Source organism: Microbulbifer maximicatervae (SeqCode), from assembly GCF_052467815.1.
In genome coordinates this window covers 3,429,575-3,454,670 of record NZ_CP174326.1, presented here as the reverse complement: position 1 = coordinate 3,454,670, position 25,096 = coordinate 3,429,575, and the positions used below count along the sequence as shown (strand labels likewise).

Here is a 25,096-nt window from a genome sequence, read left to right as displayed (position 1 = left end):
GTCCAGCCACAGAGATCAGTTTTACAATTGTGGCTCAATCTCAGTGAACGGCAGGGACACTAGCTTTACTCCTCATGGCGAACAAGAACAGAGGTGCGAGGGAGCTACCTAGCCCTCGCCTTGCCCATCCTGAAAGAATTCCTCTACAGGCTGGTAATCCGGATTGGCGCCACAAGAACCTCGCACTACCAACTCTGTGGGCAGCACAGCAGGCTCCGCCGATTGCCCGGAGAGAAGTTGCATCATCTTCTCCACCATCAGTTCCCCCCCCCGGTGGATACTCTGGCGTATGGTGGTCAACGGAGGGGTATAAAATGGAGCAATCGGAATATCATCAAAGCCAACGATGCCAACATCTTCAGGTACCTTGTGGCCACCGGCCTGCAACGCTTTGATCGCCCCCATGGCAATACTGTCGCTGGCAGCAAAGATGCCATCGAAACTACGCCCTTCCCGTTCAACCAACTCGACAATGGATTGATAACCACTTTCGCTGGAAAAGCCTGCTGCCAACTGCCTGATAGAACCCGACAGACCGGCCCCATCGAGGGCCGCACAATACCCCTCATAGCGCCCATTAACCTCAGGGTGTGCGGTATCGCCCAGAAAGAGAATACGCTGCCGCCCCAAATTCAGAAGATGTTCTGTGGCCTGACGCCCGCCCATTTGATTGTCACTACTGACGATGCAATATTCGGCCCCCTGCCTTGAGGTCCCTCCCCAGACAACAAGAGGGTCCCCCTGCTGCTGCAGATCACGAAGTGGGGTATCGTCCACCCCCTGGCCTATCACAATAACGCCATCAGCCCGCCTGGAACTCATCAGATAAGAATGCCAATCCGAGCGGCTGGTGATACTGCTGGAAAACAGTAAATCGTATTTATGCACCGCGAGGCGATCAGCAATTGAACCAATCATATCGATCATAAATGGATCAGAAAATGTCTGGCCGCCACTGCGCCCCGTATTAATCACAACCGAAATTGTATGGCTGCGTTGCAGGCGTAAGTTTCGCGCGCTCTCATTGATTTTGTAATTCATGGAGCTCGCGATTTTTTGAATACGTTCGCGAGTCTTTTCGTTAATCAATGGATTATCGTTCAGCGCTCGCGAAACAGTAGATTCAGAAACTCCCGCCAACCGAGCAATATCGGACATGGAAACGGGAGAGGAGGACCCCTTGGGCATGGCGTACTTCACCTTGTTCGCGGGAAAAATGCCATCTTAGGCCCGTCGCCCAAGTTTGTAAAACCACCCTGTTACCCAGCCAGGGGGGCTGAGGCCTCAAGCGTCTCATCCCCCCGCTCTACGGCGCGACGGAAAAAGAACAGGGTAATCAGAATTACTGTGATGGGTACCAGGGATAAGTAGAAAGCCACCTGGCCATCAAAAGCCTCGAAAACCGACCCGGTAATCAGTGAGCCCGTTGTACCGCCCAGCGCAGAAAAAATCACCAGTAAACCTGTCATTGCAGAGTGCTGGTGGGTGGGCAATGAACTGAGCATCACAGAATTGATAGCTGGGTATACAGGTGCCATAAACAAGCCAATCAGTGGTAAAACAAAAGCCGCCACTGGGGCACTAAGCCAGTTTACATCGGGATTCGCCACAATATTACTCGCCAGGGGCAAGCTAACGACCACCAGTAATCCCATCGCAACTAAGCAGACATTCAGCATCGGGTACCAGTGTACTTTGCGCATCATCACACCGGCACCAAGTCGCCCCAACGCCAGCCCTGCGGCAAAGATACTTGCAGCCTGAACACTCATTGCAGCCGGCAGCTTAAGAATTTCATTATTAAAGGTCGGCAACCAACTTCCTATCCCCTGCTCAATCAATACATAGAAAAATACTGAGATCACGTAGATGTACACCAGGGGTTTGGCCATCAACTTTATCATCGCGATAAAGTCCTGTTTCGGGCTAGCCTCTTCGATTCGCGCCCCGGATTCATCCAGCTCTGTGCACCAGAGCAATACAAATGCAATCACACAGACCACCGCCAACACCCAATAGACATTGAGCCAGGCAGTCGACCCTTGGTTCGATGAATCAATAAAAGCGCTAAACAGCCAGTAACCACTGAGAACCCCCACCATAAACACCCCCTCCAGGGTGTTTAGAAGGCTCGCATGTGCGCTGCGGCCCTGCGCTAGTAATCCCACGGTGGAGTATGCGGCAACCTTTACCAATGCGAACGCAACACCCACCGACAAGAACAATAACTTCGCCGTCCAAAACCCGGGTAACAGGGGCATAGCTGTACAAGCCAGGGTGACGATTACCAGTCCCGTCAGCATCGCCCGCTTAAACCCCAGTCGGGGAAGCTGGGAGGCAATCAGGAAAGACACAATACCGATGGGGATATCCTTGAACCCCTCCAGCACACTCGCAGCAGACTTACTCACCCCATAGGTATTGATTACCTGCAGGATCACAGTACCCACGCTGTTCAACAAAATGGCAAAGACAAAGTAGATAGCGAATAGAGATAGGAGTATGCGCTGATTCTTCATAGTGGATTCTATCTGGCTCTGTGGTTTAGGCAGTCAGCCGTACCAACCTGTTATTGTACATTTTTTACCCAGACTTTGTGGAGAAAGGCGACTCCGCCCCAATGCCTGAAGAGACCCAGTATGTATCAGTCTGGCAAAAATTTGCAATCGTTTGCATAAAAATCAATGAAAATTTGGGAATGCCTTATGCCGATCAGTCACAAAACAACTGGCAATTGACCCAGAAAAAGAAAATAACCTCTATTTTTCAGCAGGTTACAGACTTTTCGGAGATGAAAATCAGGTCCATCTTCCAGTAACAGCCAGGCTCAATCTCAATCTTGCAATCGATTGCAAAAAGACATCAACTACGGATAGACTGAATGCCAGTAGCCGGAGGCCCAGCAGACCCGGCCCTAGAACCCAATCTCCAATCCAGTGAAAGTGGTATGAAGCAAAAACAACAAATCAAACACAAGATCCACCCCTGGGACTTGGTGGAGGACACCTTCCAGCCCGAAGATTACAGCCTCAATGCCACCCTATTCTCCCTCGGTAATGGCTATATCGGCTTGCGCGGTACCTTTGAGGAGGGTTTCGATCCAGAACCCTTTACGGATGGTTGTTACCTGAATGGAGTCTACGCCAGCGAACCTATCACCTATGGTGAGTCTGCTTATGGCTACGCGCGCAACAACCAGAGGATGTTGACGGTTCCCGACGGCAAGACCATTTATATCAGCTTGGATGGAGAACGTTTTAGTCTCGCCCAAGGCGAGCTACTCAATTACGAGCGCCGGCTGGACATGGCCGCGGGGTTCAGCGAGAGAAAACTCACTTGGTGCTCCCCAAAAGGAAAAACCATTGAACTCAAAGTGCAGCGCCTGGTTTCCCTCAGTGAGAAAAACCTATTAGCTCTGCAACTGGAACTCACTCCCATCGATTTTGACGGAGAGGTACACCTGCAATCCTGCCTTGATGGTGACCTTGCCCAGGCAGAACGCAGTGAGGACCCACGCCTTGCCTCCCCTATTGACCGGGGAGATATCGAATGGCTGGAAAATACAGCTGAAGATGGTTATTTAGCCCTGCCTCTATCCGTTAAGAGCAGTGGCTTCTCTATACGATGCGCAGCCCTGCACCTTTGTGAGAGTGACAGCGATTACACGTCCAATAACCTCCGCAGTGAAGACTGCGTCTCGGTTGACTATCGCTTTGCTGCCCGCCGCAACACCCCTATTCGCCTAACCAAGTACGTCGCTTACTTTGCACAGCAAAATGCTGAGCCGATATCAGCTGGCGAATTGCATCATTACCTGGAGCGCTGTGCGGCTAAAAGTTTTGCGGACCATATCGAAACCCAGCGTGCCCAAATGGACAACTTCTGGCTTGAGTCCGATATTCAGGTCAGTGGAAATGATGCCCTGCAGCAGGGAATACGTTTCAACCAGTACCACTTGTTCCAATCCCTAGGTCGGGATGGCAATACCAATATTGCAGCCAAAGGACTTTCCGGTGACGGCTATGACGGTCACTATTTCTGGGATACAGAAATCTATGTACTACCGTTTTTCCTCTACACCCAACCCGAATTAGCGCGCGGTCTACTGGAATACCGCTACTCAATCCTCGATGCCGCACGAAAAAGGGCGAGGGAAATGTCGATTCAAAAGGGAGCACTGTTTCCCTGGCGCACCATCGGCGGTGAGGAGTGCTCAGCCTATTACCCGGCAGGCACTGCGCAATACCATATCAATGCGGATATTGCCTACGCCGTGCGACATTACTGCCGGGTTACCGGTGATGTCGATTTTCTGCGCAACAAGGGCGCAGAAGTCGTGATAGAGGGCGCGCGTATGTGGTTGGAGATTGGCCACTTCAACGCACTTCGCGACAACCAGTTCTGCATTAATGAGGTTACCGGACCAGACGAGTACACTGCCCTGGTTGACAATAATTTCTACACAAACCTGATGGCCAAGGCCCATCTTGAATATGCTGTTGAAGTATTACAGTGGTTAAAATCATTCGATCCTGCAGCATGCGATGAGTTAACCCAGCGTATTCAACTCGACAAACAGGAAATTGATAACTGGGCCAAGGCCGCAGAAAGCATGTATCTGCCCTACAATGAAAAGCAGGGTATACATTCTCAAGACGATAGTTTTCTAAACAAACCCCGCTGGAATATTGCCGAAACGCCTGCCGATCAATTCCCGCTGTTACTTCACTATCACCCCCTGGTGATCTATCGACACCAAGTTTGTAAGCAGGCGGATGTCGTTCTTGGCCTGTTACTGGAGAGTTCAGAATTTTCAATTGAGCAGAAGCGGCGGGATTTCGACTTCTACGAACCGCTCACCACACACGACTCCACTTTGTCCGCTTGTATTCACAGCATTATTGCCAGTGAAGTTGGGTATCCGGATAAAGCGCTGAATTACTTCCAGCAAGTTGCGCGAATGGATCTGGATAACCACCACAACAATACCCAGCACGGCATACACACTGCCTGCATGGGAGGTACCTGGATGTGTATGGTCCAGGGATTTGCAGGAATGCGCCTGCACGGCAATGAACTCAACTTCAATCCATACCTGCCCAATGGAATGGACGGCTATCGTTTCCGGTTGCAATTCCGTGGCCGCACGATCGCAATCGATGTCGATTCTTACAGCGCCAGGTACACCTTGGTGAAAGGTGAAGCGCTCAGCCTTCATCACGGCAAGAAAATTCTATTCCTGGAGACACCAGGGCAAACAGAAACCATTCAAATAGCACCGATGGAGGAGGTATCCTGATGATCTATCGTGCAGCAATCTTTGATCTCGACGGCGTTATTGCAGACACCGCACGTCTCCACCTGATCGCATGGCAACAGCTGGCTGAAGGTCTCAACCTTTCCTGGACAGCGGATACTGAAGAGCGCTTAAAGGGCCTGGAAAGAATGGCTTCCCTTGAGGTGATTCTCGGGGAAAAAAGCAGCAATTACACTGAAGAAGCAAAAATTGCACTGGCTGCAAGGAAAAACAGCCGCTACCAGGAATTAATCCGCAGCCTATCCCCCGCAGACCTGTTACCGGGCGCCGGTGAACTGCTCGCATGGTTAAATTCTCAGCATATTCCGGTCGGCCTCGCCTCAGCGAGTAAAAACGCACCGGCGGTATTGGAAGCCCTGGGAATATCCCGTTGCTTTTCTGTTATTGCAGACCCAGAAAAATCTGCACCTAAACCTGCACCAGATATATTCCTAGCCGCCGCCAAAGGCCTCGGAATTGATCCAGAGTTTTGCATTGCTTTTGAAGATGCGCCCGCTGGAGTCAGTGCAATTAAGTTCGCAAATGGCATGACGGCTGTAGGCATAGGTAATCCAGATTCGTTAAAGGACGCAGACTATACGCTGGACAGTCTGGAACAATTTGTGCCAAATGATTTCTTTCTATCAGTACTAGCAGAATCGGGTATGCGCCAAAATAAAGGCTTGGCTGTTAACGAATGAAGTGAGATAAGCACAAGAGTGAAAGCCTATTTATAGAGCAAGCATTTAGCTCAGATAGAGTCTTTCTACCAAATTGCTATTCCATTATTAATAGCTAAAGGCTGCTACTCCTCTACAACTTACATATTGCTTTGGAGATGTAAAAAGTAGCAGCCATGCTTATTAGAGACATTCAACCTCTAATTTTCAAAGCAAGCGCCCTCAACAGCATCAGCCGTATTCCCAACCCAAGAGTTCACACATGGGAAGTTATTATCGCCAAGGTCCGCATTATTATTGTTAGTCGCTTCATTACTAACAATGGTATTGCCTTCTTGACCGTCATCGCAAACAAAAGTATCTCCCGGTAAATAAACACCAGTTGCAGTATTAGTAATTTCCACTCCATTGCCTTCTACAACAGTTTGCGAGATAACATTCCTATCACTACAAACAATCACTCCATACTGATCAAAACCAGATACCATATTCGACAAAAGATAAGAGCTGTCCGCACCCACTTGAAGAATCACCCCCCAAGCTCCACTAGCACTGGTAGATGTAGAGACTTCATTTGCAATAAGTGTAGAATTACTGCCGTTTATAGCTACTCCAATTTCCGTAGTTTCAGAGATTACCGAGTTAGACAATGTATTATTGTCTGACACAAAAGCAACTGAAACGGCATTGCCCTCAAAGGCTATACCTGTCACCGTATGCGCCCCGTTTCCGATTGCCTCTACACCGAACCCACAACCTTGCACCTTACCATTTGATAAAGCTCCCCCAGTGACAACAGCTCCAGTGCCATCTAGAAATATCCCATCAACATCAAAATCACACTCAATAGTAAATCCATTTAAATCAAGATAACCGCCAGGTCCAACGACCGTCAGTGCAAGGTCAAACGCTGATGAACAAGACAAATCCTCCGTGAGAACTTCAGCTGTAGTAATGATATCACCGCAGGAGACATCAGCCTTTGCGCCGTAGGATGTAATCAATACACATCCTGCAAACAACATACGAATCAAACCTGAAGGCCGTTTGATGTATCTATCTTTCATAAAATCTCCTCAAGCGAAATTATAAACGCCCACCTATAAAGTAGACCTAACCCATATTGGTCTAAATTTGAGAATCAACCATGAGAAATTATTCTCAACGAAAAAGTTATCAGCTTAAGGGGCCTTACTTCGCCTGATAAAACGGGGGCGGATATTCTTTAGTTACCAGGGAATCAGCAATACCAACAACTATTAAATACATTGCTATCACGGCAATACTTGGCTCAGTGAAGCAGCACAATTTTCATCATAAGTGCCAGTTATATTTTGAAACCAGTATTTGGACAAGAAGGATGTTTTCATGTCCAAGACATCAGCAGGAAACAACTCCAAGCTAAAATAACATTGCCAATCGACACTATTAGATAATCTAGTGGCAGCTCGATAAAATCCTATTGTTCAATAAATCTTACCAGGGAAGGATCTATCTTGCAGATATAACCTGTTATTGGATCTTCAACATCAATCAATTTAAAGTCACAAAACTCGAACCCAGGCCCCACCGAACAGCCCACAAGCACGGGGCCTGACATTGGCTCAGCAGCCTGCCAAGCGCCAGCAGGAACAACACAGCAAAATGTATTATTCTCTGCAGAAATTTCAATCTTTTGCAAACAGCTATCCCCCTCAGTCCAAATATAAAGAAACAAGCCGTCCCCCTGATATAAGTTCCAAATTTCATCAGATTCGACCCGGTGAAATTTCGACACTTCACCTTTCTGTAGGGAGAAGTAAATATGCGTCAATGCACTTCGCTTCTGCCCATCCTCCCTTGTTACTTTTGAATTTGACTTAAACACCTGAAGAAATTTCCCGCCTTCAGGATGATCAATTAAGTTATCAGGATTCATGGATTAATCAGCACCTTGTAATCAGAGTTATAAATATGTCTGATATTACATTACCACATAATGCATCAGTGAAATTTAATCCTTATAGAACAACAAGCAAAATGGTTGAGCGGATACGAATTGAACACAGGCTCACCCAGATTACTTTAGGATGAGCCTTGCAGGCAGCTCTAATTTAAGCAGCTGGGGTTAGCAGTAGTAAAAGTATTTCCAAGCCAAACATTGGTATTACTACATGCATTTGCATTTAGTTCTTCCAAGTCAAAAACCGTGTTACTCTCAGATGTATTGTTGAGAATATAATTAAAAAACTGATTATCCGCTTCCATATAGATACCCACTGAACCATTCATCTCAGAGGTGTTCTGGCTATAGTTCCCGAAGCTGGAATCAGCAATATAAATTCCATATCGTTTATTATCATATATATAATTTTGGGTTAAATTTGGGGCATCACCATCCAACTGAATCCCATCTAGTAAGTTACTTTCGATAATATTTGAGATCAAGGTATTTCTTAGCCCCGTAACTAATATACCAGTATTACCATTACCATTAGCACTTGAATTAGTAATTAGATTGAAGTCGCTCGATACTGCCAACCCTACAAAGTCATTATTGTTAGCAGAAATATTGGTTACATTATGAAATCCATCACCAGCCAATCTAACCCCCGTCTGGCAGAATGATATAGTACCTGCGCCCTCCAAATACCCCACAAGACCGACAACATCTATGCCTATTGCAGAATTATTGTCACAAGTAATGGTATGACCATTCATATCCAGGCCACCAGTTGGGCCAACAATGGTTATCGCGATATTATCTGTACATACCAAATCATCATCCAAAACTTCTCGGGTGTTAATGGTATCACCACAATCAACCGCCGATGCAAGCCCGGATATTAGCAAGCAAAAAGCACCTGCAAATATAGATAAAGAACACTTCATACCTTGTAATTGCCATATAGCCATCTTACTACCCTCTATAAAATCAGTTAATAATGACCTTCTCCTGAACAGAGTGTGATCCAGCTTGTTAAAAGGGCTATAAGAAATTTCTCTTAAAGAAATGGCAACTAAGTACGGAATCTAAACATCTGTGAATGGTAAATAGTGGCTATCTACGCCAATTAGACAAAACGCAAGAAAGCAGTGTTGGATATGAAGCCAATGGGCCTTTACATGGGAAGTTTAAGGGGGCGGCACTCATTACCCTCCTTTTCCCTCCCCCAAAAAAAATCTGCGCAAATCTACCGCCAGCCTGATTACTATTATTGCTCTTTGTCTCAAGTAACTTTGACACCTTTAATAGTATAAATTAGCGGAATCTCATGTCCTTTAAAAGACAGGTAGTATTTCCCCTTCTCACGCTCCTCCATGCCATCAAAACAGTTGTAAGGACTATACGGGTATTCTTTTAGTTGAGCGATTTGAATACCATATTTTAATAATGCACTCACAACATCGCTAATCGGATGTGACCAGGTGGCTAGGGTAGACTTGTCACCCCGATCATTCTCTGTATAGGTACCCTGCTCTTCAATATCTGGATCGGCTCGATGAAAGTATGTGTAACCAGAGAAAATATCATAAAATGGATGAAATTCTGCGATGTAGAAAGTCCCCCCCGGCTTTAAGCATTGAGCAACAACTGATGCCCATCGTTCAATATCCGGCAACCAACAGAGTGCGCCGTAGGAAGTAAAGACGACATCAAATTCTTTATTGTTTGACTCTCCAAAACTGTAGATATCGTTGCAGATAAACTCTCCATGTAAACCTGAACGATCAGAAAGAACCTGTGCTTCAGCAATGGCTATAGAAGAAATATCAACTCCCGTCACCTTCGCCCCCAATCGAGCCCAAGATAAGGTATCCAATCCAAAATGGCACTGTAAGTGGAGTAAACTTTTTCCAGACACACTACCTATATCTGAAAGCTCGACTTCATTTAAGGTAGATTTTCCGCTTAGAAATCCATCAATATTATAAAATTCAGACTTCACATGAATACGGGTGCGGCTATCCCAGGAGTGTCGGTTAATTTCAAAAAAATCCATGACTCACCTTCTAATTACTTATATTTATCGATTTTATTTAATTATCAAGGGTAAGAAATTTAAATTTACTTGTAAGTCCTATTCCGTTATGCCTCAAGTTCAAGAAAACTAAGATTGCCAATCATTCTAACTATATATTTACAGTAATGCTTCAGCTACAAAAGGCTCTATTGAACTAAATTGCAAGTACAAATCATGATTTACTATAAAGCAGGCTAAGAATCTTTGAGAAAAGCCCTAAATGGGGACAATAGAAGATAGAATCCTTAATCTACGATTGATTATCCTCATCATATCTTAGGCGCGCTTTACGAATCTCGGGATGATGTTCATCTGCCCAAGAGACTAACTTCCACACAGCTGCAGATAACCCCCTTCCCAGGTCAGTTAATTCATACTCCACTTTAACTGGAACCTGCGCAAAGACAGTACGGAGTACAAAACCATCGCGCTCTAAGTCACGCAGGGTTTGCGTCAACATTCGCTGTGAAATCCCTTCAATACGCGACTTCAGGGAGTTGAAGCGATCTGGACCATCAACAAGGGCAAACAATATCAGGATGGACCACTTGTCACCAATTTGAGCTACTACATTACGAACGGGACATTCATCATCATTCACAAACACGCGCCTCTCACTATTTTTATTCTGCGTCCCCACCCTTCCACTCCATAGGTTATCAAAAAGTAACTTAACCACTTAATAGTGCCTTATTGGCAACCAACTCTCAAGTGAGTAACCTAGTATAAATAAGTAACTTAACCCGAAATCACCTATAGACCCATATAGATATATACCCTGTTATGACCCAAGCTCTCTTAGACAAGGCCCTCACCCAATACGCCTCCAATAGACCCTCAACCGCTGACGATATATTTACACCGCAGTTTGTCTCTGTAGGGAAATTTAACATTCGCTTTCTACGCAAGGAAAAACCTCAGGCTCCCAGCCTACTACTGCTGAATGGTCTACCCCAAAGTATTCGCATGTGGGAGTCATCCATTGAAGCATTTAGTGAAAAGTTTGATGTGCTAGCCTTTGATATCCCAGGATTTGGCTTATCAAAAGCGGAGGAAGGAGATATGTCTCCAAGCAGCCTGAGCGAAGCCCTTGTTCAAATAATGAACCATTTTGGCATCAAGCAGGCCCACCTGGTAGGGCCGGATGTGGGTGTGCCTATTGCTTTAGCGGCCGTTATTAACCACCCTCAACGATTCTTGAGTCTCAATATCTTTGACGGCCCAGGCACCTTCCCTCCAAAACTCTCTCCTATTCTTATGGCCGTTGTCAGATCCCGAATGGTTCGCTGGATAGCAAAAGGCTTAAACAAGAAGTCAGTAATGAAAACCAACTTCCTGACTGCCGTCAAAGACGGCTATCACAACTACAAACCCAGCAAACGAGCTATCCAAGAGTACTATGACATAGCCTTTAATAGTGATAGTCACAAGTGCGCCATCAGTTTCTTTGGAAGCTATTCGAAAGAGCTTCCATGGATTGAGAGAAAACTAAATGGTATTAAAGTTCCGACATTGATCACTTGGGGCAAGAGAGATCCATTTGTTTTAGTGGATAATGCGACTGCCTTATCCAAGCATATCCCCAATAGCAAGCTAGTTATATTTGACAACGCATCTCACTTCTCATCGGAAGATGCTGGACAAGAGTATGTTGACTTGATAATCAATTGGGTAGATGGCGGCTTCCTTGAGCATCGTGACGCATGAGTTTTAAATATTCTAAGAACAGATACCTAATCACTAACTGAATTCAAGGTGGCGTTAAACAATTTCGCCACCGATATATTAATGGGGCTCAACTACCATCATTAGAGCGCCCTTTATCAAATTGGTTTTTTAACTCATTAACTTTGACTCTGATTCAGCATCATCCTTCCCCTTTTTGGCCTTAATCTGTGAAACACCAATCAATGCGCGGCCTAGGTCTGAAGCATAAAATCCCGCAGCCAATATTACGAAGGCGCCAAATAATGTAATTCCATCAGGCAGATCTCCGAAGATTACAAAGCCAATAACAATAGCCCAAAATAGTAAAGCGTAACTAAAGGGCTGCAAAATAGAAGCTGGAGTAAGTGCCAGTGCCTTAATCAGTAAATAGTGGCCCATTGCACCTAAGAGCCCATTTAAAATCAACAATTGCCACCCTGATACTGTCGGCTCTACCCAATAAAATGGTGCTAAGCTTCCAAAAATAATAAGACCCATAGTCGCGGTATAGAAAACGGTTGTATCGGCACTATCAAAGTGTGAAACACGGCGTGAAAGCACTTGATATGCGGCCCATAGGATAGCTCCCAAGATGGGGATCAAGGTTTGCCAACCCATCATTCCCATTCCAGGCCTAATGATAATAAGGGCACCTATAAATCCAGCCGCAACACTTACCCAGCTCCTTGTATCTATCCTCTCCCCTAAAAACCATCCAGCCATTAATATTGCGAATAATGGGGTTGTCGCAGCTATAGCATGCACATCAGCCAAAGACATCATACTAAAAGCAAAAACAAATACTGACACCTCAAGGGCGAGAACAATAGAGCGGGCTAATTGAGTGCCAAGTATTTTACTTCGCACTAACTCCAAGCTCCCTTTGAGTCTCGCCAAGCTTATAACGATGAAAAAAAATATCGCGAAACGAATCGCCATTATTTGAACGATAGAATAGTTCTGAACGAGAACCTTACCTGTTGCATCCATACCAGCCAAACAGAGCATTGCCAAAATAGTCAGAATAATTCCACGACTGTCTTTAAACTTCACTTTAAACTCTCTAATAAAGACTACAGATTCTATTGAAGTATGAAATTTCCAATGTGTATACCAAGTTTATCGCCCCAAAATCCTACTGTAATCTTATGCTCGTACTACCCTATCCTCTCTCTTATATATCTCCCAAAGAACCTTCTACCTGCGTGGCTCTAAGCTGAGCATTTTGAGTATTTATTTCGCTGAGAAAGATTGAGTTGGTCTCTTCTGCTAACTTAACGGCTCGATCTGAAGCACTCATTGCACCCTTTAGTTTTCCGCCCAACTTATAGGCAGTTGCCAAACTATCCCATAAAATCTCAGAATCGGGAAATTCCTTAGCTCCCTGCTCTAGGATCTCAATCCCCCAATCAGTCTTACCTTCATAGGCCGCTTTAAGCCCATAGACATTATATTGATGTACAGAAAGTGGAAATAAATAGCCATACTCATCAACTTTAGAACTATAAAACTCTTTTAATTCATTTAAAGACATAACATCAATTTCAGGCACAGCATTCCAACCAGAGAAAACTGCTTGCAACCCCTTTGCATTGCCTACTAAGGGTGTACTGTCATGTGTTTCATTGGGGAATCGTGCATAAGAGAAGTACAATCCTGATCTTGGCATATCATTTAATGCTTGAAGCATACCGTTAAAAGCCGACGGCATTTCATTTGGCTCATTTGCCATACTCAGAAACCATCTAAAAGGCTTATTCTCCTTACTTGCATGGCTACCCTTATAATCATCTATAAGAGATGAATCATCCCACCATAAACTGGGACTAATTGAAATTGCTGCATCAAACATAGATTCATTATTAATTGCCAAGTAACTAGTATATAGCCCAGAAAGTGAGTGACCTGAGATAATAGAATATGGAGAAATTCGATATTTCTCACTCAAGATTCCTGAGAATTCGTCTTCCAAGAATTTTGTCAGTTTGTCAGCTTTGCCTGAGCGCCCCGCGTAGGCTTCGGGTTCAGTGGGAGTAAAATATGCGAGCCGATCCTGAGTGCTGATACCGACCACTATCATTTCAGGTATAACAGCATAGGTACTATAAAAATGTACACTAGACGCCATATGATTAAATTGCGTTGAGCCATCCAATATCACTAGTAGAGGATAAGAAAAACTCTCAGAATGGTGATAGGTATCCGGTAAAGATACGCGAGCTGTAACCTCCTCTCCCAGGATCTCTGAATCTATACGAAAATGTGCTACTTCCCCTAGGACATTAACCGAAAAGAACAAAAATAAAACAAATATACTTCTCATTCAAATACCCTTTCATTACAACTCAACTTACCAGCCCACAGTTTCTAACTCTGTCTTATCATTCAGAGTAATCGTGAGTGAATACCGGAAGATTATCGCTAATACTACACCAAGAGGGCATCTCACTAACCCACATGTGACCAGATATATTAACTTCAGGATTATCATCAAGTAATCCCAGACGAATCCGGCAGAGATTAGATTGGGGTTCTACCTCAACAAAAACCGGGGCAAAACAAGTGGGACAATAGTGCCGAGTTTTTCCTGGTTTAGAAATATATTGTAAAAGCTTCTGGGGAGAACTAATAATCTTAAACTGACTCCTATTCACCAATGCCACCACTGAATAATCAGCTCCACTTAGCTTTCTACATGTTTCACAATAACACTTGCGAACATCCAGTGATTTCTCATTAACTACAAATTTGACACTTTTACAGTGGCAGCTACCATTGATCATATTAAACCCCCAACTCAAAATAATGGCTTAAGGTATCTATTCGAGCTGTGCAGAATACCATTTACCTTATAAAAGGTAATAGTTATCGATAAAAGCCCCACTTTGAGCACACTGAAGTTTGATGACAAGACTAAGGTAAACAGAGTCCCAGTGGTAAATTAGCTATGAAAGATGAGAGCAACCTAAACCTCTTAGGCTGCACAGGAATAAAGCGCCAGGATCTAACTTATCCCGGCACTAGTACGCTCTTAATTTTCAGTTACTGTAGAGGAAAGCTTGAAGTGGCTGAGAGCCTTTTCAGCAATTTCTTTACCATATTCCTGCACAAAGTGGCCCGCCTCCGCTATTTTGAGAGGCTCGGGGCAGTTTTTGATGGTTCCCCTCAGCAACTCCATCACTTTCTCACCAAGTACAAAGTCCCTCATTCCAATCGCCATAAAGCTCTCACCACCCCAGCTCCTAGACCAGAATTCTCGAGCCCTTACCCCTAGCTCTGCTCCCTCCATATCAGGATCAACCGGTACAATTGACGGGAATCGACGAACGCCAGCCTTATAGCGGTTGTCTGGAAAAGGGGCATCATAGGCTACTATATCGAATAAATTGACCTCAGATTGAGCATCATTGGCAATGAGCCCTCCCACAGGGATTTCAGGCACATTGACAGAGAAGTTCCGCCAGTGGTAGAACCCCTCTGATGCGCCATCCCCTGCTGCGATAGCCGTATTCATTACCAGTAATCGGGTAAATCTATCCGGCATATCCATTGGAAGTGTCAATCCCAGAAGTCCACCCCAATCCTGACAAACCAGCGTAATATTCTTAAGATCCAAATGCTCAATCAAACGCATCAGGCTGTTACGATGGAAGTTAAAAGTGTACACATCTTCATTGACGGGCTTATCTGAGCGACCAAATCCAAACAAATCTGGAGCAATTACCCGGTGTCCTGCCTCAACAAAAACTGGGATCATTTTCCGATATAAGTAACCCCAACTGGGCTCCCCATGGAGGCAAAGAAAGGTGGTATCCGAATCCTGCTCCCCCTCATCGATATATGCCATACGCATAGAATCATAGCCTTCCAGGCTATCAATATAGTTAGGGGTATACGGAAAACCCGGTAGTAAAGAAAAACGCTCCTCAGGAGTTCTCAATCGTTCAATAGACATCGGCAACCCTCTTTTAGTTGAAAGTTAAGTTAGCGCCTTGCTTCTGAAAAGCTAGATCAGTGGGAATCCAGAGATCATCCATTGTGGCGCTTTTATCGGTGCTTCAAATCTGAAAAGGTAACTGTAGAAAAATACCTATTATCCTACTAGATAATAAGGATAAATATGCTCCTAAAACATGGCACGATCTCTAATTTTTACATTTAGAAACCTTATTAGGCGCCAGATCACTTAAATTACCTCATAATGCCAATCTGGCAAGTCTGAAACCATTGAGCTAAGTACAGCCGATTAATCAAACTTCTTACCATTAAAAACATGTTAGATGTATTGAAATACCCATCTGGATGTAAGCTGTCTACCAGCAATATATCTCAATTATCAGTGAACAGGAATTGAGCCTAGGAGAAATTAGGCTACAAAAGTCACTGGGATGCATATATCACTGTAAGAACAATATCTCTCATGACTATGAATCATGGACAACACCTCAATACACTTTACCAAAGCCCGCCAAGATCCAACCCCTTTTCACTGGAGAATCCATGTCTACCTCCCTGGCGAACAGGGTTTTGGGTGCTGACTCCATGATTTTATATCCCCCACCATCAACATAAGTAACTAAAGCAACATGAGCAATATATCCTTTTTCAGTCTTTCTATAAAAAACCAGATCCCCCAACTGCGGCTTATAAGATACTGGTTTCAAAGATTGAATAGACTGGAAATAGGAATATAGATTTCTTGCTCGGCGATGGAAAAATGGACTCTCTGGATTATTACCATTTCGAGCATCATAAAAATTTGGATTTTTTACAAAACTATCTCTCAATAAGACCTGAAATGAATATCCAGCCATTCCGTAAGCGATATTAGGTACATCACTACAGACAATAAATCCAAGTTTCCCTCCTATATTATTATACATCCCCATCAGTGGATCATAAGGCGTAAACCAAAGAGAATATGCATTATCGACAACCAGATTAACATTTGGAAGGCCATGATGATTGGTAAAACTTCTCTCCCCCTTATAGGTAAAAAAATAGACGAGCAGTGGTATTGCCAAAACAATAACAAGAAATCCAATAAATTTTTTCATATTACCAAAAATGTACCAACCCAAAATAACCAATATATATGAAACATTACTAAACTAATAAAAAGTAGGGGAAAAGAGTACAGCTAACAAACCCTTACGCCACTTTAATGCCACTTTTTAGTCCGAACGTCAACATACAGCTAGCAATAGGAATTGGAGTAACTGCTCATAACCTAGTAGAACTATCTCCCACTGCCAATTTAAATTTGCATACGAACGTTAAGGTTTCACACCTGCAATGACCTTAGGGCTCTCCACCTCGACTCTAATTTCGCTTCATGAAAGCAGTTTAACCACATACTTTATTGGGGAGCCTCCGGAAGGATTTGGGTTAGACCACAAAGATCGAAGCTTCATTATTTGTATGGATTTGAAAATGGATTGTAGTTAAATTTTTCAGGCAATAAAAAAGCCGCACACTGGAGAAGTGTGCGGCAAAGCTTGGAAGCCTATGGGAGAGGCATGAGGTTAAAAATCGTACGCGAAACTGAGCTTGATATTGCGCGGTAAGATGTAGCGGACATTGGACGCTAGCGGATCGCGGGGATCACCTTCGGTGATACCATCTTCATCAGTTAAGTTGTCCACAGCCAACTGGACAGTAATATCATTGATATAGGCCACTGCACCCAGGTCAACTTTGGTATAGGCTGGCAAAGTTACTTCATTCTTGCTTCCATTAAAGCGATCACCTACCCGACTAATATCGGTATACACAGCCATATCAATGTCATTCAGTGTGAAATCATAATTCTGGCTCAGGCGCACCTGGTATTCAGGCTGACGCATAACCTGGTTGCCTTCATATTCACCACTCGTGATTTCTGGCTTTTGCAGGGTAGTATTTAACCCAAAGGTGAAATCTCCCCAGTGAACTTTACCGTCCAATTCGAGACCAAGCGCCTCAGTCTCTAAACGAGTACAGGTACTGCTGCCAATGATACAGTCAGGCATGCCCTGGGTTTCGTTGTAGAACAGAGTCGCAAAGAGGGAATAATCTTGCTCCTGCAATTTATAACCCAGTTCGTATTGGTCAATGTCGATTACAAGGTCAGACCCAGCAATGAAGCTATCACCGAACTCACGATAGTTGTCAAAGTCTGCGAACTTAAAGCCGGAGTTTATACGGAAGAAAGTGCCCATATTTTCGGCAAACGCCCAGTCCACTGCGGCAGTATAAGCAGTGCCATCTTCGTCCGCTTTATAAGTGGTAAAATTGCCGTCTCGCTCACCATGATCCACGGAGTAATTGGTTTTGCGGTTTGCGGAACGCACGCCCAGATCGAAGGTAAAGTCCCCTAAGTAGAACTCTCCGGCGAGATAAAGCGCGTTTTCACGGGCATCACCCACGGCATCCACATCATATTTCCAATCACAAGTGGAAATATCTGCGGATGTATTACAAGCGAGATCACCAGTTAGCTCAGAGCCATCAGCAGTTCCTGTGATCAGCTCCCCATCTTGACCCAGTACGTAGTATTTCTGGTTACCCAGGGACCACCATTCATCAACTTCCCAGCTTGAGGTGTAATAACCGGCTGTTACTTTAAAGTTATCCCACTCTTTTGCCAGGCTAATGTCATTTGTCGTAGCCTCGATATCTTTGCGTACTACCCAGGCACCAAACTGCTGTACCACAGTATCGCCACTAAGTTCGTTTCCAGAGGCGGTTACTACAGTTTGATCCGTTAGGGCGTTCAGCGATACAGGCGCACCATTAGGAACAAAACCCAAAGTATCAGCGTTACCTGCTGTAAGTCCAAAGCGTTCGGTGAGACTCCAACCATCCCCCAAGTCTAGCTCCAGATAAGCACCGGCTACATTACCATTCCACCCGCGCCCTTCGCCCATATCGAAAGTTTCCCAGGTAGTTTCTGAGCCGCCATTACCGTCAGCCAGAGTAATAGGTACAGAAACCTTGCGATTACTGGGGCCTACCTGGGTATAATCTGTTTCCAGAAATACAGCATTGGGCAAATACCAGGTACCAGTATCTTTTGTATCCCGGATGTAAAAACCCGCTTTGCCGTTATCCATCTCTTTGGTGATATGCAGGGTAAATTGATGCCCTTCTTCCGCATCAAAACCCGCATCACGAATGCCAGGGGAAGAAGATACGTAGCCTCCAACCATGTAGTACACATCATCCGAAATCTTACCGGTCATCACGGCATCTGTTCGCTGCAGATCATAGTCAGATAAAGTGTACTTAACTCGCCCCTCAGTCTCTTCAGTACCTTCTTTTAAGATAAAGTTGGTAGTCAGACCTGGCTGGCCATTGGAGAAAACCGGATTGGGTCCACCGCGCAGAGCTTCCACTCGCTGAATAGTTTCATCGACACGAAATAGAGAAGAGTTTTCTAAAAATGAGAGTGTTGGCGCTGGATACAGAGGCAATCCATTCATTGATACCGTAACAAAGGGTGCATCACTACCGCCGGGGAAACCGCGAACATCGATATTTGCCCCAGAAACACCGCCAGAGCTCTCAACCCACAGGCCTGGAACGGACTTCAACAGGTCTGCAGTACTTGAAGGAGAGGCTTTGCCAATCTCATCATCACTTAAAGTTGTGATAGAAAAGCTGGCATCCAGCTTACGCATGCCTGCACCGCCAGGGGTGCCTGTTGTGATGACTTCCTCCATCACCATATCGTTTTCAGGGCTAATTTCTTGGGCTGCGGCATAGCCGCAAAGACCAACGGAGAGCGCGGCCATGGATACGGCCTGCGCCAATGGTTTCTTGCTCATCAACTCTTCCCTCTCGTCGTCATTCTTATATGTTCTGATACTGCGGTGCTATTTTTATAAAGCTTTATGCAATCGATTGCATAAAGAGTTGCTAAACGCACTTGATGCACCGTGCTTTAACTATAATGCGCAAATGCAATCGATTGCAAATTGAATTAATGGCTAGATTTGAGTGACTAGTCATCCGTAAGGCCATCGCAGATCAAGATTTGAGGGGTAGGGGCAGATTTTCTGCCATTGATAGAAGATCATATTTGGAAACTACACCCGGATGTTCTTAGATTTAGTATGTAGGGCTGTCCAAATGTGGCGCCAAATTATTGATTCTAGAAGCATTCGGCGACGAGTGGTTCCATGCAAGTGCCAAGCGGCCGGGAGAGTTATCGTGGAAAAAGGCAAGTGCCAACAGGCGGAGCATCATTCACATACACATAATAGCCACTGTGGCCACACAGCTATTCGCCACGGGGACCATATCTGCTACCTCCATGACGGCCACCTACACCATCCCCACAAAGACCACTACGACGAGCACGTCTTGGAAGTAAGCACCCAAAACCCGGAGGGTTGCCACCCTGTTACAGGGGGCTACGACAGCTCCCATGTCCACGGCAAAAACTGTGGCCATGAGCAGGTTCCCCACGGAGATCATGTTGACTACCTGGTTAACGGGCGACTTCACCATGTTCATGGTGATCACTGTGATGACCATGGACCGGTCGAATTGGCTAAACATCAGTAAGCCTGCTAGCCAAAACTTGGCGAGGCCAAGATTTATAGCAATCCAAAGTTACCTGGGCGCCGATCACATAAGCTGAGATTTTATTTCTGCTAACGGCGCCCTTTCATGTTCAGATCGCGTTTTAGCTGCTCTCTATGCCTATGCCGTTAATCCAACTGCTTCGAATTTGAGACTCAGATCAACTCATTAACACTAAAGACTTTTGCATTAAAAACTCCTGAAATAAAAATCTCTGGGCAACCTAAATGAAAGCCCCACCGAAGAGAAAGAAAAGTACATTGGCCAACCTGTTTTCTAGCGCTGAAGACGAAAAGGAGTTGCCAAGCAATTCCTTTTTGGCGAGATCTTTCAAAAAGGGGCCATCCTTTTGTTCAACGCAAGGGGAATTATTGAAGAAGATCTCTTTGCTGATCTAGAGGTAAAAGACCTGGAAGTGAAAGCCGGTAAATGCCTTATTTTCTCACCCCTAAATATGCACACATCCTATGCAAACACATCAAAAGATAAATCTCGATTTTCGTTTGCCAGGAGGTATACAGCTAATTACATAAAAGTTGTTCCTTATGGCAAAGACAACATTTCAACCATGGTGGGCTTGCTGGAATTCACATTGCCCAAAGTAGGTAATTTTCAGGTGTTTGGCAAAGATTCTTACGGCTACAATGAAATTCTGGATGATAATGAGTCTACTTCAGAATCGGTGTTAACCCTTCTACTATGGGGCAATTAGCAGTAAAAGCGTTATTTCGGTAAGTTTGGTAATATAGTTTAAAGAAATATAAGTAATGTAGCTTCCTCTCAATATCCTAAGAAACTAGTGGCAGCACTAACTTGAGCAGCCCCCCACACGACACTTTATCTTTAGCACTAAACTGTATATATTTCGACGAATATAGAACTTATGACCAAATCATGATGGAAATCGAAGAAGTAGCCAAATCGCTTAAAGAGCTGGGACACCCAACCCGCTTGTTGATCTACAAAAAAGTAGTCAAAGCTGGCCTACCGGGTATTCCTGTAGGCAACATCCAGGAGCAGTTGGATATCCCCGGATCAACCCTTTCCCACCATATTTCCAGTCTGATTTCGGCGGGATTGATCTTCCAGCGGCGTGAGAGCCGAACCCTGTTCTGCGTAGCCGAATATCAGCACTTAACTGAGGTTATTCAGTTTTTACAAGATGAATGCTGTCACGATGATTTCAATACACCGATAAAGTGTCCTGATATCAAGTGTGCGGTACCGGATCAGCACTGAACAATGTCGCTCCTGCTTTGGGCGACCTCTATCGATGACGTCCGAACTTTCCTCTCTTCACCCCGATAGGTACATTTAGGCCCTAAATTCTGCATTAAGTACCGCTAGAATGACCATTTACAGCAATAGCCAGCTTTAGTTGGCTCCCTTCCCTTGATACCTTTCTTAGATACCTCGGAAATAACTCAAACACACACCTTTACTTAATCCCTATATTTCTATTATTCTAGAAATACAGCACATTCTAAATTGTGTGCCCCAGTATGCAAAGGCCAGAGGAAACCCATGAGTAAGAGCCATCCAAACGCCATTCAGGCAGCCAATGAAGCGGTAGAGTGGGGGCTTGCCCATGGCCTGGCTTTCAAATCTAGTCGTGGCTCAGCGAGCCATGTACCTTTTAGCCTTACCCCAAGTATTATCGCCCTGGAACGGTTTGAGACGTTAAAGAAAGCAGTACCCCTATTGGGAAAGCTGATCCATCAAGTCTCAGAAGATCACCAATTTCTTCACGAAGCTATCAGGCCTGTTGCACATGGAGACCCGTTTTTCGGTGCCTTACTCGCCATGCATGGTCAAATAAAAAATGCGCCCCGCCTCCCCCTCCTGGTTATGAGAAGTGACTTTATGGACGATGTGAGCCAAGGACCAAAGCTCATTGAGTTCAATGGAATCGCAGCAGGAATGGGGCCCTTCGGGCAGCGTATTTACGAATTGCACCAATTCATCCACTCGCAAAGTCCTGAGACCTATTCCGATTGGTCCAATACTTCGAACGGCCAACCTATAGAGAACCCAGCAATTGAGCGACTCTCCCAAGGCCTTGCCGATGCGACAAGAGCCATCAAAAGCGAATTTGGAGATGGTGGCAGCCCAACATTTCTAATGGTGATACAGGAGTATGAAGACAATGTCTTCGACCAACACCTTCTTGAATATGCCTTAGCTGAAAAAGGCATACGTACGGTACGAAAGACCTTTCGCGAACTCAAAGCGGGCCTGGTAACAGGCCCCAACAATAGGCTCCTGCTGCAAGGAATAGGCCCTGTAGATTGCGTGTATTTACGAGCCGGCTACAACTACTGTGATTATGTCGCCAAAGACCTGGATAGCGAGCGCTGCTGTGAAACACTGATGCAATCGCGAATTTTGCTTGAGAGCCATCGGATCGCAATTAATGCAACCGTAAGCCAACAACTGGCTACCAGCAAGCGTGTACAAATGATCCTTTCGTCCATGTCAGTAGAAACGCTAACCGGATTCAATGTATCCCAGGATGAAGCGGTTTTAATCAAGTCACTACTTGGCGACATGCAACCAATTTCATCAGAGACGATAGAATGGTTCAGTCAGCAGAACGCCTCTAAGTGGGTGCTCAAAAATCAGGGAGAAGGCGGCGGGCACTGTGTCTTTGGCCAGGATATCAAGCTGAAACTCAAACAGCTCTCAGTAGACGAATACCCTGCCTGGGCACTAATGCCACGCTTGAGCCCGCCCCCTAGAAACAATCCCGCCCTGGTAGTCAGGGACTCTGAATTATATTTAGTAGGCGATTTAATCAGTGAAATAGGTATGTTTACTATTCATTTCAATGGTCAACCAGCTACTTCAGAGCAAGGTTTTGCTGGCTACTTAGTTCGGAGTAAATCCTCTCAGGAAATGGAGGGTGGCGTGCATAGTGGCAAGGGCGTTTTAGATTCACTGATATCCAATGTCGCCTGACAACATCACAAGCGATCCGTAAAAGGGATCTCTTGGCACCATAAATCACACTTCAAAGCTAATGAAAACACACTGACAAAATTCATTATTTCTATATTTCTGGTACTAACAAATTAAATTAAGGAGCTAAAACAATGCCCCCAGAGTTCGTATCCATGCTAGAAGAAGCTCTCTCTATGTTTGCTTTTCTTGCAGTTGAGCTGACAGTATTATTTTTAGCTATCAGCTACCTCGTTGGTGTATTGCAGCAGTACATTACACCGGAAAAAATCCAAGCGACCCTAAGCTCACGCAATGGCCGAGGCTACGTAATAGCCGCATTACTTGGCTCCATTACACCTTTCTGTTCATGCTCTACTATTCCATTTTTGAAGGGACTACTTCGCGCCCGCGCTGGTTTCGGACCAATGATGGTGTTCCTATTCTCCAGCCCTCTACTTAATCCGATTGTTATTGGCTTGTTGATCTTTACATTTGGTCTCAACGTAGCGATTTTTTATTTCACTCTAGCGATGACTGTGTCAATTTCTGCGGGATTTGCACTGGAAAAATTTGGATTCGAGCGTTTTGTCCGCGATGGCGTCTACCGAGACACAAATAGTAAAAATCCCCCTTCATCCAATGAGAACAAAGAGATAGCCAATAATCTGGCATTTAATAATAGAGTCTTGACTACAACTGGCGCAACCAATACAGCAACAATATCTTCTCTATCATCAGCTGCAAAAACTGGAGAAACTACAACCTGCTGTATCAATACTCCGGCAAATAGCTGTGATTCTGAGGGGGGAGTAGAAACCCAGAAACTAAATCGCTGGGTCATTATTTGGAATTCCACCTGGAAAGATTTTAAAAAAACACTCCCCTATTTACTGCTCGGTATTTCTCTGGGATCACTCATTTACGGATTTATTCCTACTGATTTGATCGTAACCTACGCAGGAGAAAACAAGTGGTACGCGATTCCAATTGCAGCTGTAATCGGTATTCCACTCTATATACGTGCCTCTGCTGTTATCCCTCTGAGTGCTGGTTTGGTGCAAAAGGGCATGGCTCTCGGATCGGTAATGGCACTAATTATCGGCAGTGCTGGCGCCAGCCTGACAGAAGTTATCCTATTAAGGTCCATCTTTAAAACCCAGATGATCACAGCATTTTTAGTGGTGGTTTTAGGTATGGCTGTCACAGCGGGTTACCTGTACACCCTTCTGTTTTAATTCCAGGTATTTTGGAGGAGACTAATGAACAAGATACATGACGCGATTATCATTGGTGTAGGGCCTATTGCAATTACTGCCGTTGCACAGCTCTTGTCGAGAAAATTAAAGCGCTTGGTGTCATAGAAAGGCATATCGGCCGGCAGCACCATGCTGGAATGGGGCCATATTCGGGTTTTTACACCCTGGCCCTATATCATTGATAAAGCAGTTGCTACCCTCCTTGATATGAATGGCTGGGTATATCCAAATAGGGAATACTTACCTACAGGCCGTGAAATAGTGGACGAGTATTTAGGTCCAGCTGCCAAAACTCCGGAGCTTATTAATAAAAGTACCCTTATTTTACTTAGCTCCATAAAATTAATTGGAGATGATTTCCTTAATCAATTTATGGTGGTAGATTTAGAGATGAAAGCTGGGGAGTGTTTGATCTTTTCTCCATTGAACTTTCATGCTTCCTATTCCAATACCAGCGATAATAGTGGAAGGTTCTCCTTTGCAGGAAGATGCACTGCCAACCACATAAAGGTAGCCCCCTACGGAAAAGATTTATATTCAACCTATGAGGGACTTGTTGAATATGATATCCCTAAAGTCAACACTTTTCAGGTTTTCGGCAATGATACCTACGGTTACAACGAAATCCTTAAAGAATAAACGTTC

At 44.7% G+C, this 25,096-nt stretch carries 23 protein-coding genes; 10 read left to right on the top strand and 13 right to left on the bottom strand.

The genetic code is table 11. The annotated features are described in order from the left end of the window. Positions 1-108: 108 nt before the first annotated feature. Together ACJJIW_RS15115 and ACJJIW_RS15110 are read right to left on the bottom strand one after the other, a co-directional pair. Entirely contained in the window at positions 109-1,188 is a 1,080-nt protein-coding gene (locus ACJJIW_RS15115; RefSeq protein ID WP_444935594.1) for a LacI family DNA-binding transcriptional regulator, read from the bottom strand. A gap of 71 nt (positions 1,189-1,259) precedes the next feature. After that, on the bottom strand, positions 1,260-2,519 hold the full coding sequence (locus ACJJIW_RS15110) for an MFS transporter (RefSeq protein ID WP_282933293.1): 1,260 nt from the start codon (positions 2,517-2,519) through the stop codon (positions 1,260-1,262). Positions 2,520-2,620: 101 nt separating this feature from the next. Here ACJJIW_RS15110 and ACJJIW_RS15105 point away from each other — a divergent pair, with 101 nt between their 5' ends. The 3 genes from ACJJIW_RS15105 (at position 2,621) to pgmB (ending at position 5,997) form a co-directional block, all read left to right on the top strand. Continuing rightward, complete coding sequence (locus ACJJIW_RS15105; protein WP_444894234.1) at positions 2,621-2,818, top strand: hypothetical protein; 198 nt, start codon at positions 2,621-2,623, stop codon at positions 2,816-2,818. A 63-nt stretch (positions 2,819-2,881) separates the two neighbouring features. Beyond that, the gene (locus ACJJIW_RS15100) at positions 2,882-5,299 is read left to right on the top strand and encodes a glycoside hydrolase family 65 protein (protein WP_444894235.1); all 2,418 of its coding nucleotides are present in this window, start codon (positions 2,882-2,884) and stop codon (positions 5,297-5,299) included. Next, positions 5,299-5,997: a beta-phosphoglucomutase gene (pgmB, locus tag ACJJIW_RS15095; protein ID WP_444894236.1), complete on the top strand. Its 699-nt coding sequence runs from the start codon at positions 5,299-5,301 to the stop codon at positions 5,995-5,997. The genes ACJJIW_RS15100 and pgmB overlap by 1 nt, the downstream gene beginning before the upstream one ends. A 179-nt stretch (positions 5,998-6,176) precedes the next feature. Here the strand turns inward: pgmB and ACJJIW_RS15090 are convergent, their stop codons facing one another. From ACJJIW_RS15090 to ACJJIW_RS15070, 5 genes are all read right to left on the bottom strand, one after another. After that, on the bottom strand, positions 6,177-7,043 hold the full coding sequence (locus tag ACJJIW_RS15090) for a NosD domain-containing protein (RefSeq protein ID WP_444935593.1): 867 nt from the start codon (positions 7,041-7,043) through the stop codon (positions 6,177-6,179). Between the two features lie 392 nt (positions 7,044-7,435). Beyond that, positions 7,436-7,894, bottom strand: coding sequence for a cupin domain-containing protein (locus tag ACJJIW_RS15085; RefSeq protein WP_444894238.1), 459 nt, complete (start codon positions 7,892-7,894; stop codon positions 7,436-7,438). Positions 7,895-8,064: 170 nt separating this feature from the next. Next, positions 8,065-8,871: a right-handed parallel beta-helix repeat-containing protein gene (locus ACJJIW_RS15080; RefSeq protein ID WP_444935592.1), complete on the bottom strand. Its 807-nt coding sequence runs from the start codon at positions 8,869-8,871 to the stop codon at positions 8,065-8,067. A 314-nt stretch (positions 8,872-9,185) separates the two neighbouring features. Further along, the gene (locus tag ACJJIW_RS15075; protein ID WP_444894240.1) at positions 9,186-9,959 is read right to left on the bottom strand and encodes a class I SAM-dependent methyltransferase; all 774 of its coding nucleotides are present in this window, start codon (positions 9,957-9,959) and stop codon (positions 9,186-9,188) included. A 271-nt stretch (positions 9,960-10,230) separates the two neighbouring features. Next, positions 10,231-10,581 (bottom strand): winged helix-turn-helix transcriptional regulator, encoded by a 351-nt coding sequence (locus ACJJIW_RS15070; protein WP_282933302.1) that lies wholly within the window; start codon positions 10,579-10,581, stop codon positions 10,231-10,233. Between the two features lie 182 nt (positions 10,582-10,763). Between ACJJIW_RS15070 and ACJJIW_RS15065 the strand changes: the two genes are divergently transcribed. Further along, the gene (locus ACJJIW_RS15065; protein ID WP_282933303.1) at positions 10,764-11,687 is read left to right on the top strand and encodes an alpha/beta fold hydrolase; all 924 of its coding nucleotides are present in this window, start codon (positions 10,764-10,766) and stop codon (positions 11,685-11,687) included. A 129-nt stretch (positions 11,688-11,816) separates the two neighbouring features. On the opposite strand, the gene ACJJIW_RS15060 is transcribed toward ACJJIW_RS15065, so the two are convergent. The 6 genes from ACJJIW_RS15060 to ACJJIW_RS15035 form a co-directional block, all read right to left on the bottom strand. Beyond that, positions 11,817-12,740 carry a DMT family transporter gene (locus ACJJIW_RS15060; RefSeq protein WP_444935591.1) on the bottom strand — a complete coding sequence of 308 codons (924 nt, stop codon included), beginning with the start codon at positions 12,738-12,740 and terminating at the stop codon, positions 11,817-11,819. A 121-nt stretch (positions 12,741-12,861) separates the two neighbouring features. Continuing rightward, positions 12,862-14,010 (bottom strand): alpha/beta hydrolase-fold protein, encoded by a 1,149-nt coding sequence (locus ACJJIW_RS15055; RefSeq protein ID WP_444935590.1) that lies wholly within the window; start codon positions 14,008-14,010, stop codon positions 12,862-12,864. Positions 14,011-14,068: 58 nt separating this feature from the next. After that, complete coding sequence (locus ACJJIW_RS15050; protein ID WP_444935589.1) at positions 14,069-14,470, bottom strand: GFA family protein; 402 nt, start codon at positions 14,468-14,470, stop codon at positions 14,069-14,071. Between the two features lie 248 nt (positions 14,471-14,718). Next, the gene (locus ACJJIW_RS15045; protein ID WP_444894244.1) at positions 14,719-15,642 is read right to left on the bottom strand and encodes a haloalkane dehalogenase; all 924 of its coding nucleotides are present in this window, start codon (positions 15,640-15,642) and stop codon (positions 14,719-14,721) included. A gap of 490 nt (positions 15,643-16,132) precedes the next feature. After that, positions 16,133-16,744: a CHAP domain-containing protein gene (locus ACJJIW_RS15040; RefSeq protein WP_444935588.1), complete on the bottom strand. Its 612-nt coding sequence runs from the start codon at positions 16,742-16,744 to the stop codon at positions 16,133-16,135. 468 nt (positions 16,745-17,212) lie between these two features. After that, positions 17,213-19,495, bottom strand: coding sequence for a TonB-dependent receptor (locus ACJJIW_RS15035; protein WP_444935587.1), 2,283 nt, complete (start codon positions 19,493-19,495; stop codon positions 17,213-17,215). Positions 19,496-19,880: 385 nt separating this feature from the next. Here ACJJIW_RS15035 and ACJJIW_RS15030 point away from each other — a divergent pair, with 385 nt between their 5' ends. The 6 genes from ACJJIW_RS15030 to ACJJIW_RS15005 all read left to right on the top strand — a co-directional run bounded on the left by ACJJIW_RS15030 (position 19,881) and on the right by ACJJIW_RS15005 (position 25,090). Next, positions 19,881-20,237 (top strand): hypothetical protein, encoded by a 357-nt coding sequence (locus ACJJIW_RS15030; protein ID WP_282933309.1) that lies wholly within the window; start codon positions 19,881-19,883, stop codon positions 20,235-20,237. Positions 20,238-20,604: 367 nt separating this feature from the next. After that, positions 20,605-20,967, top strand: coding sequence for a phytanoyl-CoA dioxygenase family protein (locus ACJJIW_RS15025; RefSeq protein ID WP_444935586.1), 363 nt, complete (start codon positions 20,605-20,607; stop codon positions 20,965-20,967). A gap of 182 nt (positions 20,968-21,149) precedes the next feature. Beyond that, positions 21,150-21,494 (top strand): ArsR/SmtB family transcription factor, encoded by a 345-nt coding sequence (locus ACJJIW_RS15020; protein ID WP_413665278.1) that lies wholly within the window; start codon positions 21,150-21,152, stop codon positions 21,492-21,494. A 285-nt stretch (positions 21,495-21,779) separates the two neighbouring features. Beyond that, positions 21,780-23,213, top strand: a complete 1,434-nt coding sequence (locus tag ACJJIW_RS15015) for a hypothetical protein (protein ID WP_444935585.1) — start codon at positions 21,780-21,782, stop codon at positions 23,211-23,213. A 134-nt stretch (positions 23,214-23,347) separates the two neighbouring features. After that, the gene (locus tag ACJJIW_RS15010; protein ID WP_444935584.1) at positions 23,348-24,430 is read left to right on the top strand and encodes a permease; all 1,083 of its coding nucleotides are present in this window, start codon (positions 23,348-23,350) and stop codon (positions 24,428-24,430) included. A gap of 150 nt (positions 24,431-24,580) precedes the next feature. Beyond that, the gene (locus tag ACJJIW_RS15005) at positions 24,581-25,090 is read left to right on the top strand and encodes a phytanoyl-CoA dioxygenase family protein (RefSeq protein WP_444935583.1); all 510 of its coding nucleotides are present in this window, start codon (positions 24,581-24,583) and stop codon (positions 25,088-25,090) included. The last annotated feature ends 6 nt before the right edge of the window (positions 25,091-25,096 follow it).

Coding starts and splice junctions, on each gene's coding strand:
- ACJJIW_RS15055 (WP_444935590.1), bottom strand. CDS start 14,010: ATGAGAAGTATATTTGTTTTATTTTTGTTCTTTTCGGTTAATGTCCTA.
- ACJJIW_RS15035 (WP_444935587.1), bottom strand. CDS start 19,495: ATGAGCAAGAAACCATTGGCGCAGGCCGTATCCATGGCCGCGCTCTCC.
- ACJJIW_RS15015 (WP_444935585.1), top strand. CDS start 21,780: ATGAGTAAGAGCCATCCAAACGCCATTCAGGCAGCCAATGAAGCGGTA.
- ACJJIW_RS15100 (WP_444894235.1), top strand. CDS start 2,882: ATGCCAGTAGCCGGAGGCCCAGCAGACCCGGCCCTAGAACCCAATCTC.
- pgmB (WP_444894236.1), top strand. CDS start 5,299: ATGATCTATCGTGCAGCAATCTTTGATCTCGACGGCGTTATTGCAGAC.
- ACJJIW_RS15085 (WP_444894238.1), bottom strand. CDS start 7,894: ATGAATCCTGATAACTTAATTGATCATCCTGAAGGCGGGAAATTTCTT.
- ACJJIW_RS15040 (WP_444935588.1), bottom strand. CDS start 16,744: ATGAAAAAATTTATTGGATTTCTTGTTATTGTTTTGGCAATACCACTG.
- ACJJIW_RS15090 (WP_444935593.1), bottom strand. CDS start 7,043: ATGAAAGATAGATACATCAAACGGCCTTCAGGTTTGATTCGTATGTTG.
- ACJJIW_RS15050 (WP_444935589.1), bottom strand. CDS start 14,470: ATGATCAATGGTAGCTGCCACTGTAAAAGTGTCAAATTTGTAGTTAAT.
- ACJJIW_RS15065 (WP_282933303.1), top strand. CDS start 10,764: ATGACCCAAGCTCTCTTAGACAAGGCCCTCACCCAATACGCCTCCAAT.
- ACJJIW_RS15005 (WP_444935583.1), top strand. CDS start 24,581: ATGCTGGAATGGGGCCATATTCGGGTTTTTACACCCTGGCCCTATATC.
- ACJJIW_RS15010 (WP_444935584.1), top strand. CDS start 23,348: ATGCCCCCAGAGTTCGTATCCATGCTAGAAGAAGCTCTCTCTATGTTT.
- ACJJIW_RS15080 (WP_444935592.1), bottom strand. CDS start 8,871: ATGGCTATATGGCAATTACAAGGTATGAAGTGTTCTTTATCTATATTT.
- ACJJIW_RS15115 (WP_444935594.1), bottom strand. CDS start 1,188: ATGCCCAAGGGGTCCTCCTCTCCCGTTTCCATGTCCGATATTGCTCGG.
- ACJJIW_RS15020 (WP_413665278.1), top strand. CDS start 21,150: ATGATGGAAATCGAAGAAGTAGCCAAATCGCTTAAAGAGCTGGGACAC.
- ACJJIW_RS15105 (WP_444894234.1), top strand. CDS start 2,621: ATGCCTGAAGAGACCCAGTATGTATCAGTCTGGCAAAAATTTGCAATC.
- ACJJIW_RS15110 (WP_282933293.1), bottom strand. CDS start 2,519: ATGAAGAATCAGCGCATACTCCTATCTCTATTCGCTATCTACTTTGTC.
- ACJJIW_RS15075 (WP_444894240.1), bottom strand. CDS start 9,959: ATGGATTTTTTTGAAATTAACCGACACTCCTGGGATAGCCGCACCCGT.
- ACJJIW_RS15045 (WP_444894244.1), bottom strand. CDS start 15,642: ATGTCTATTGAACGATTGAGAACTCCTGAGGAGCGTTTTTCTTTACTA.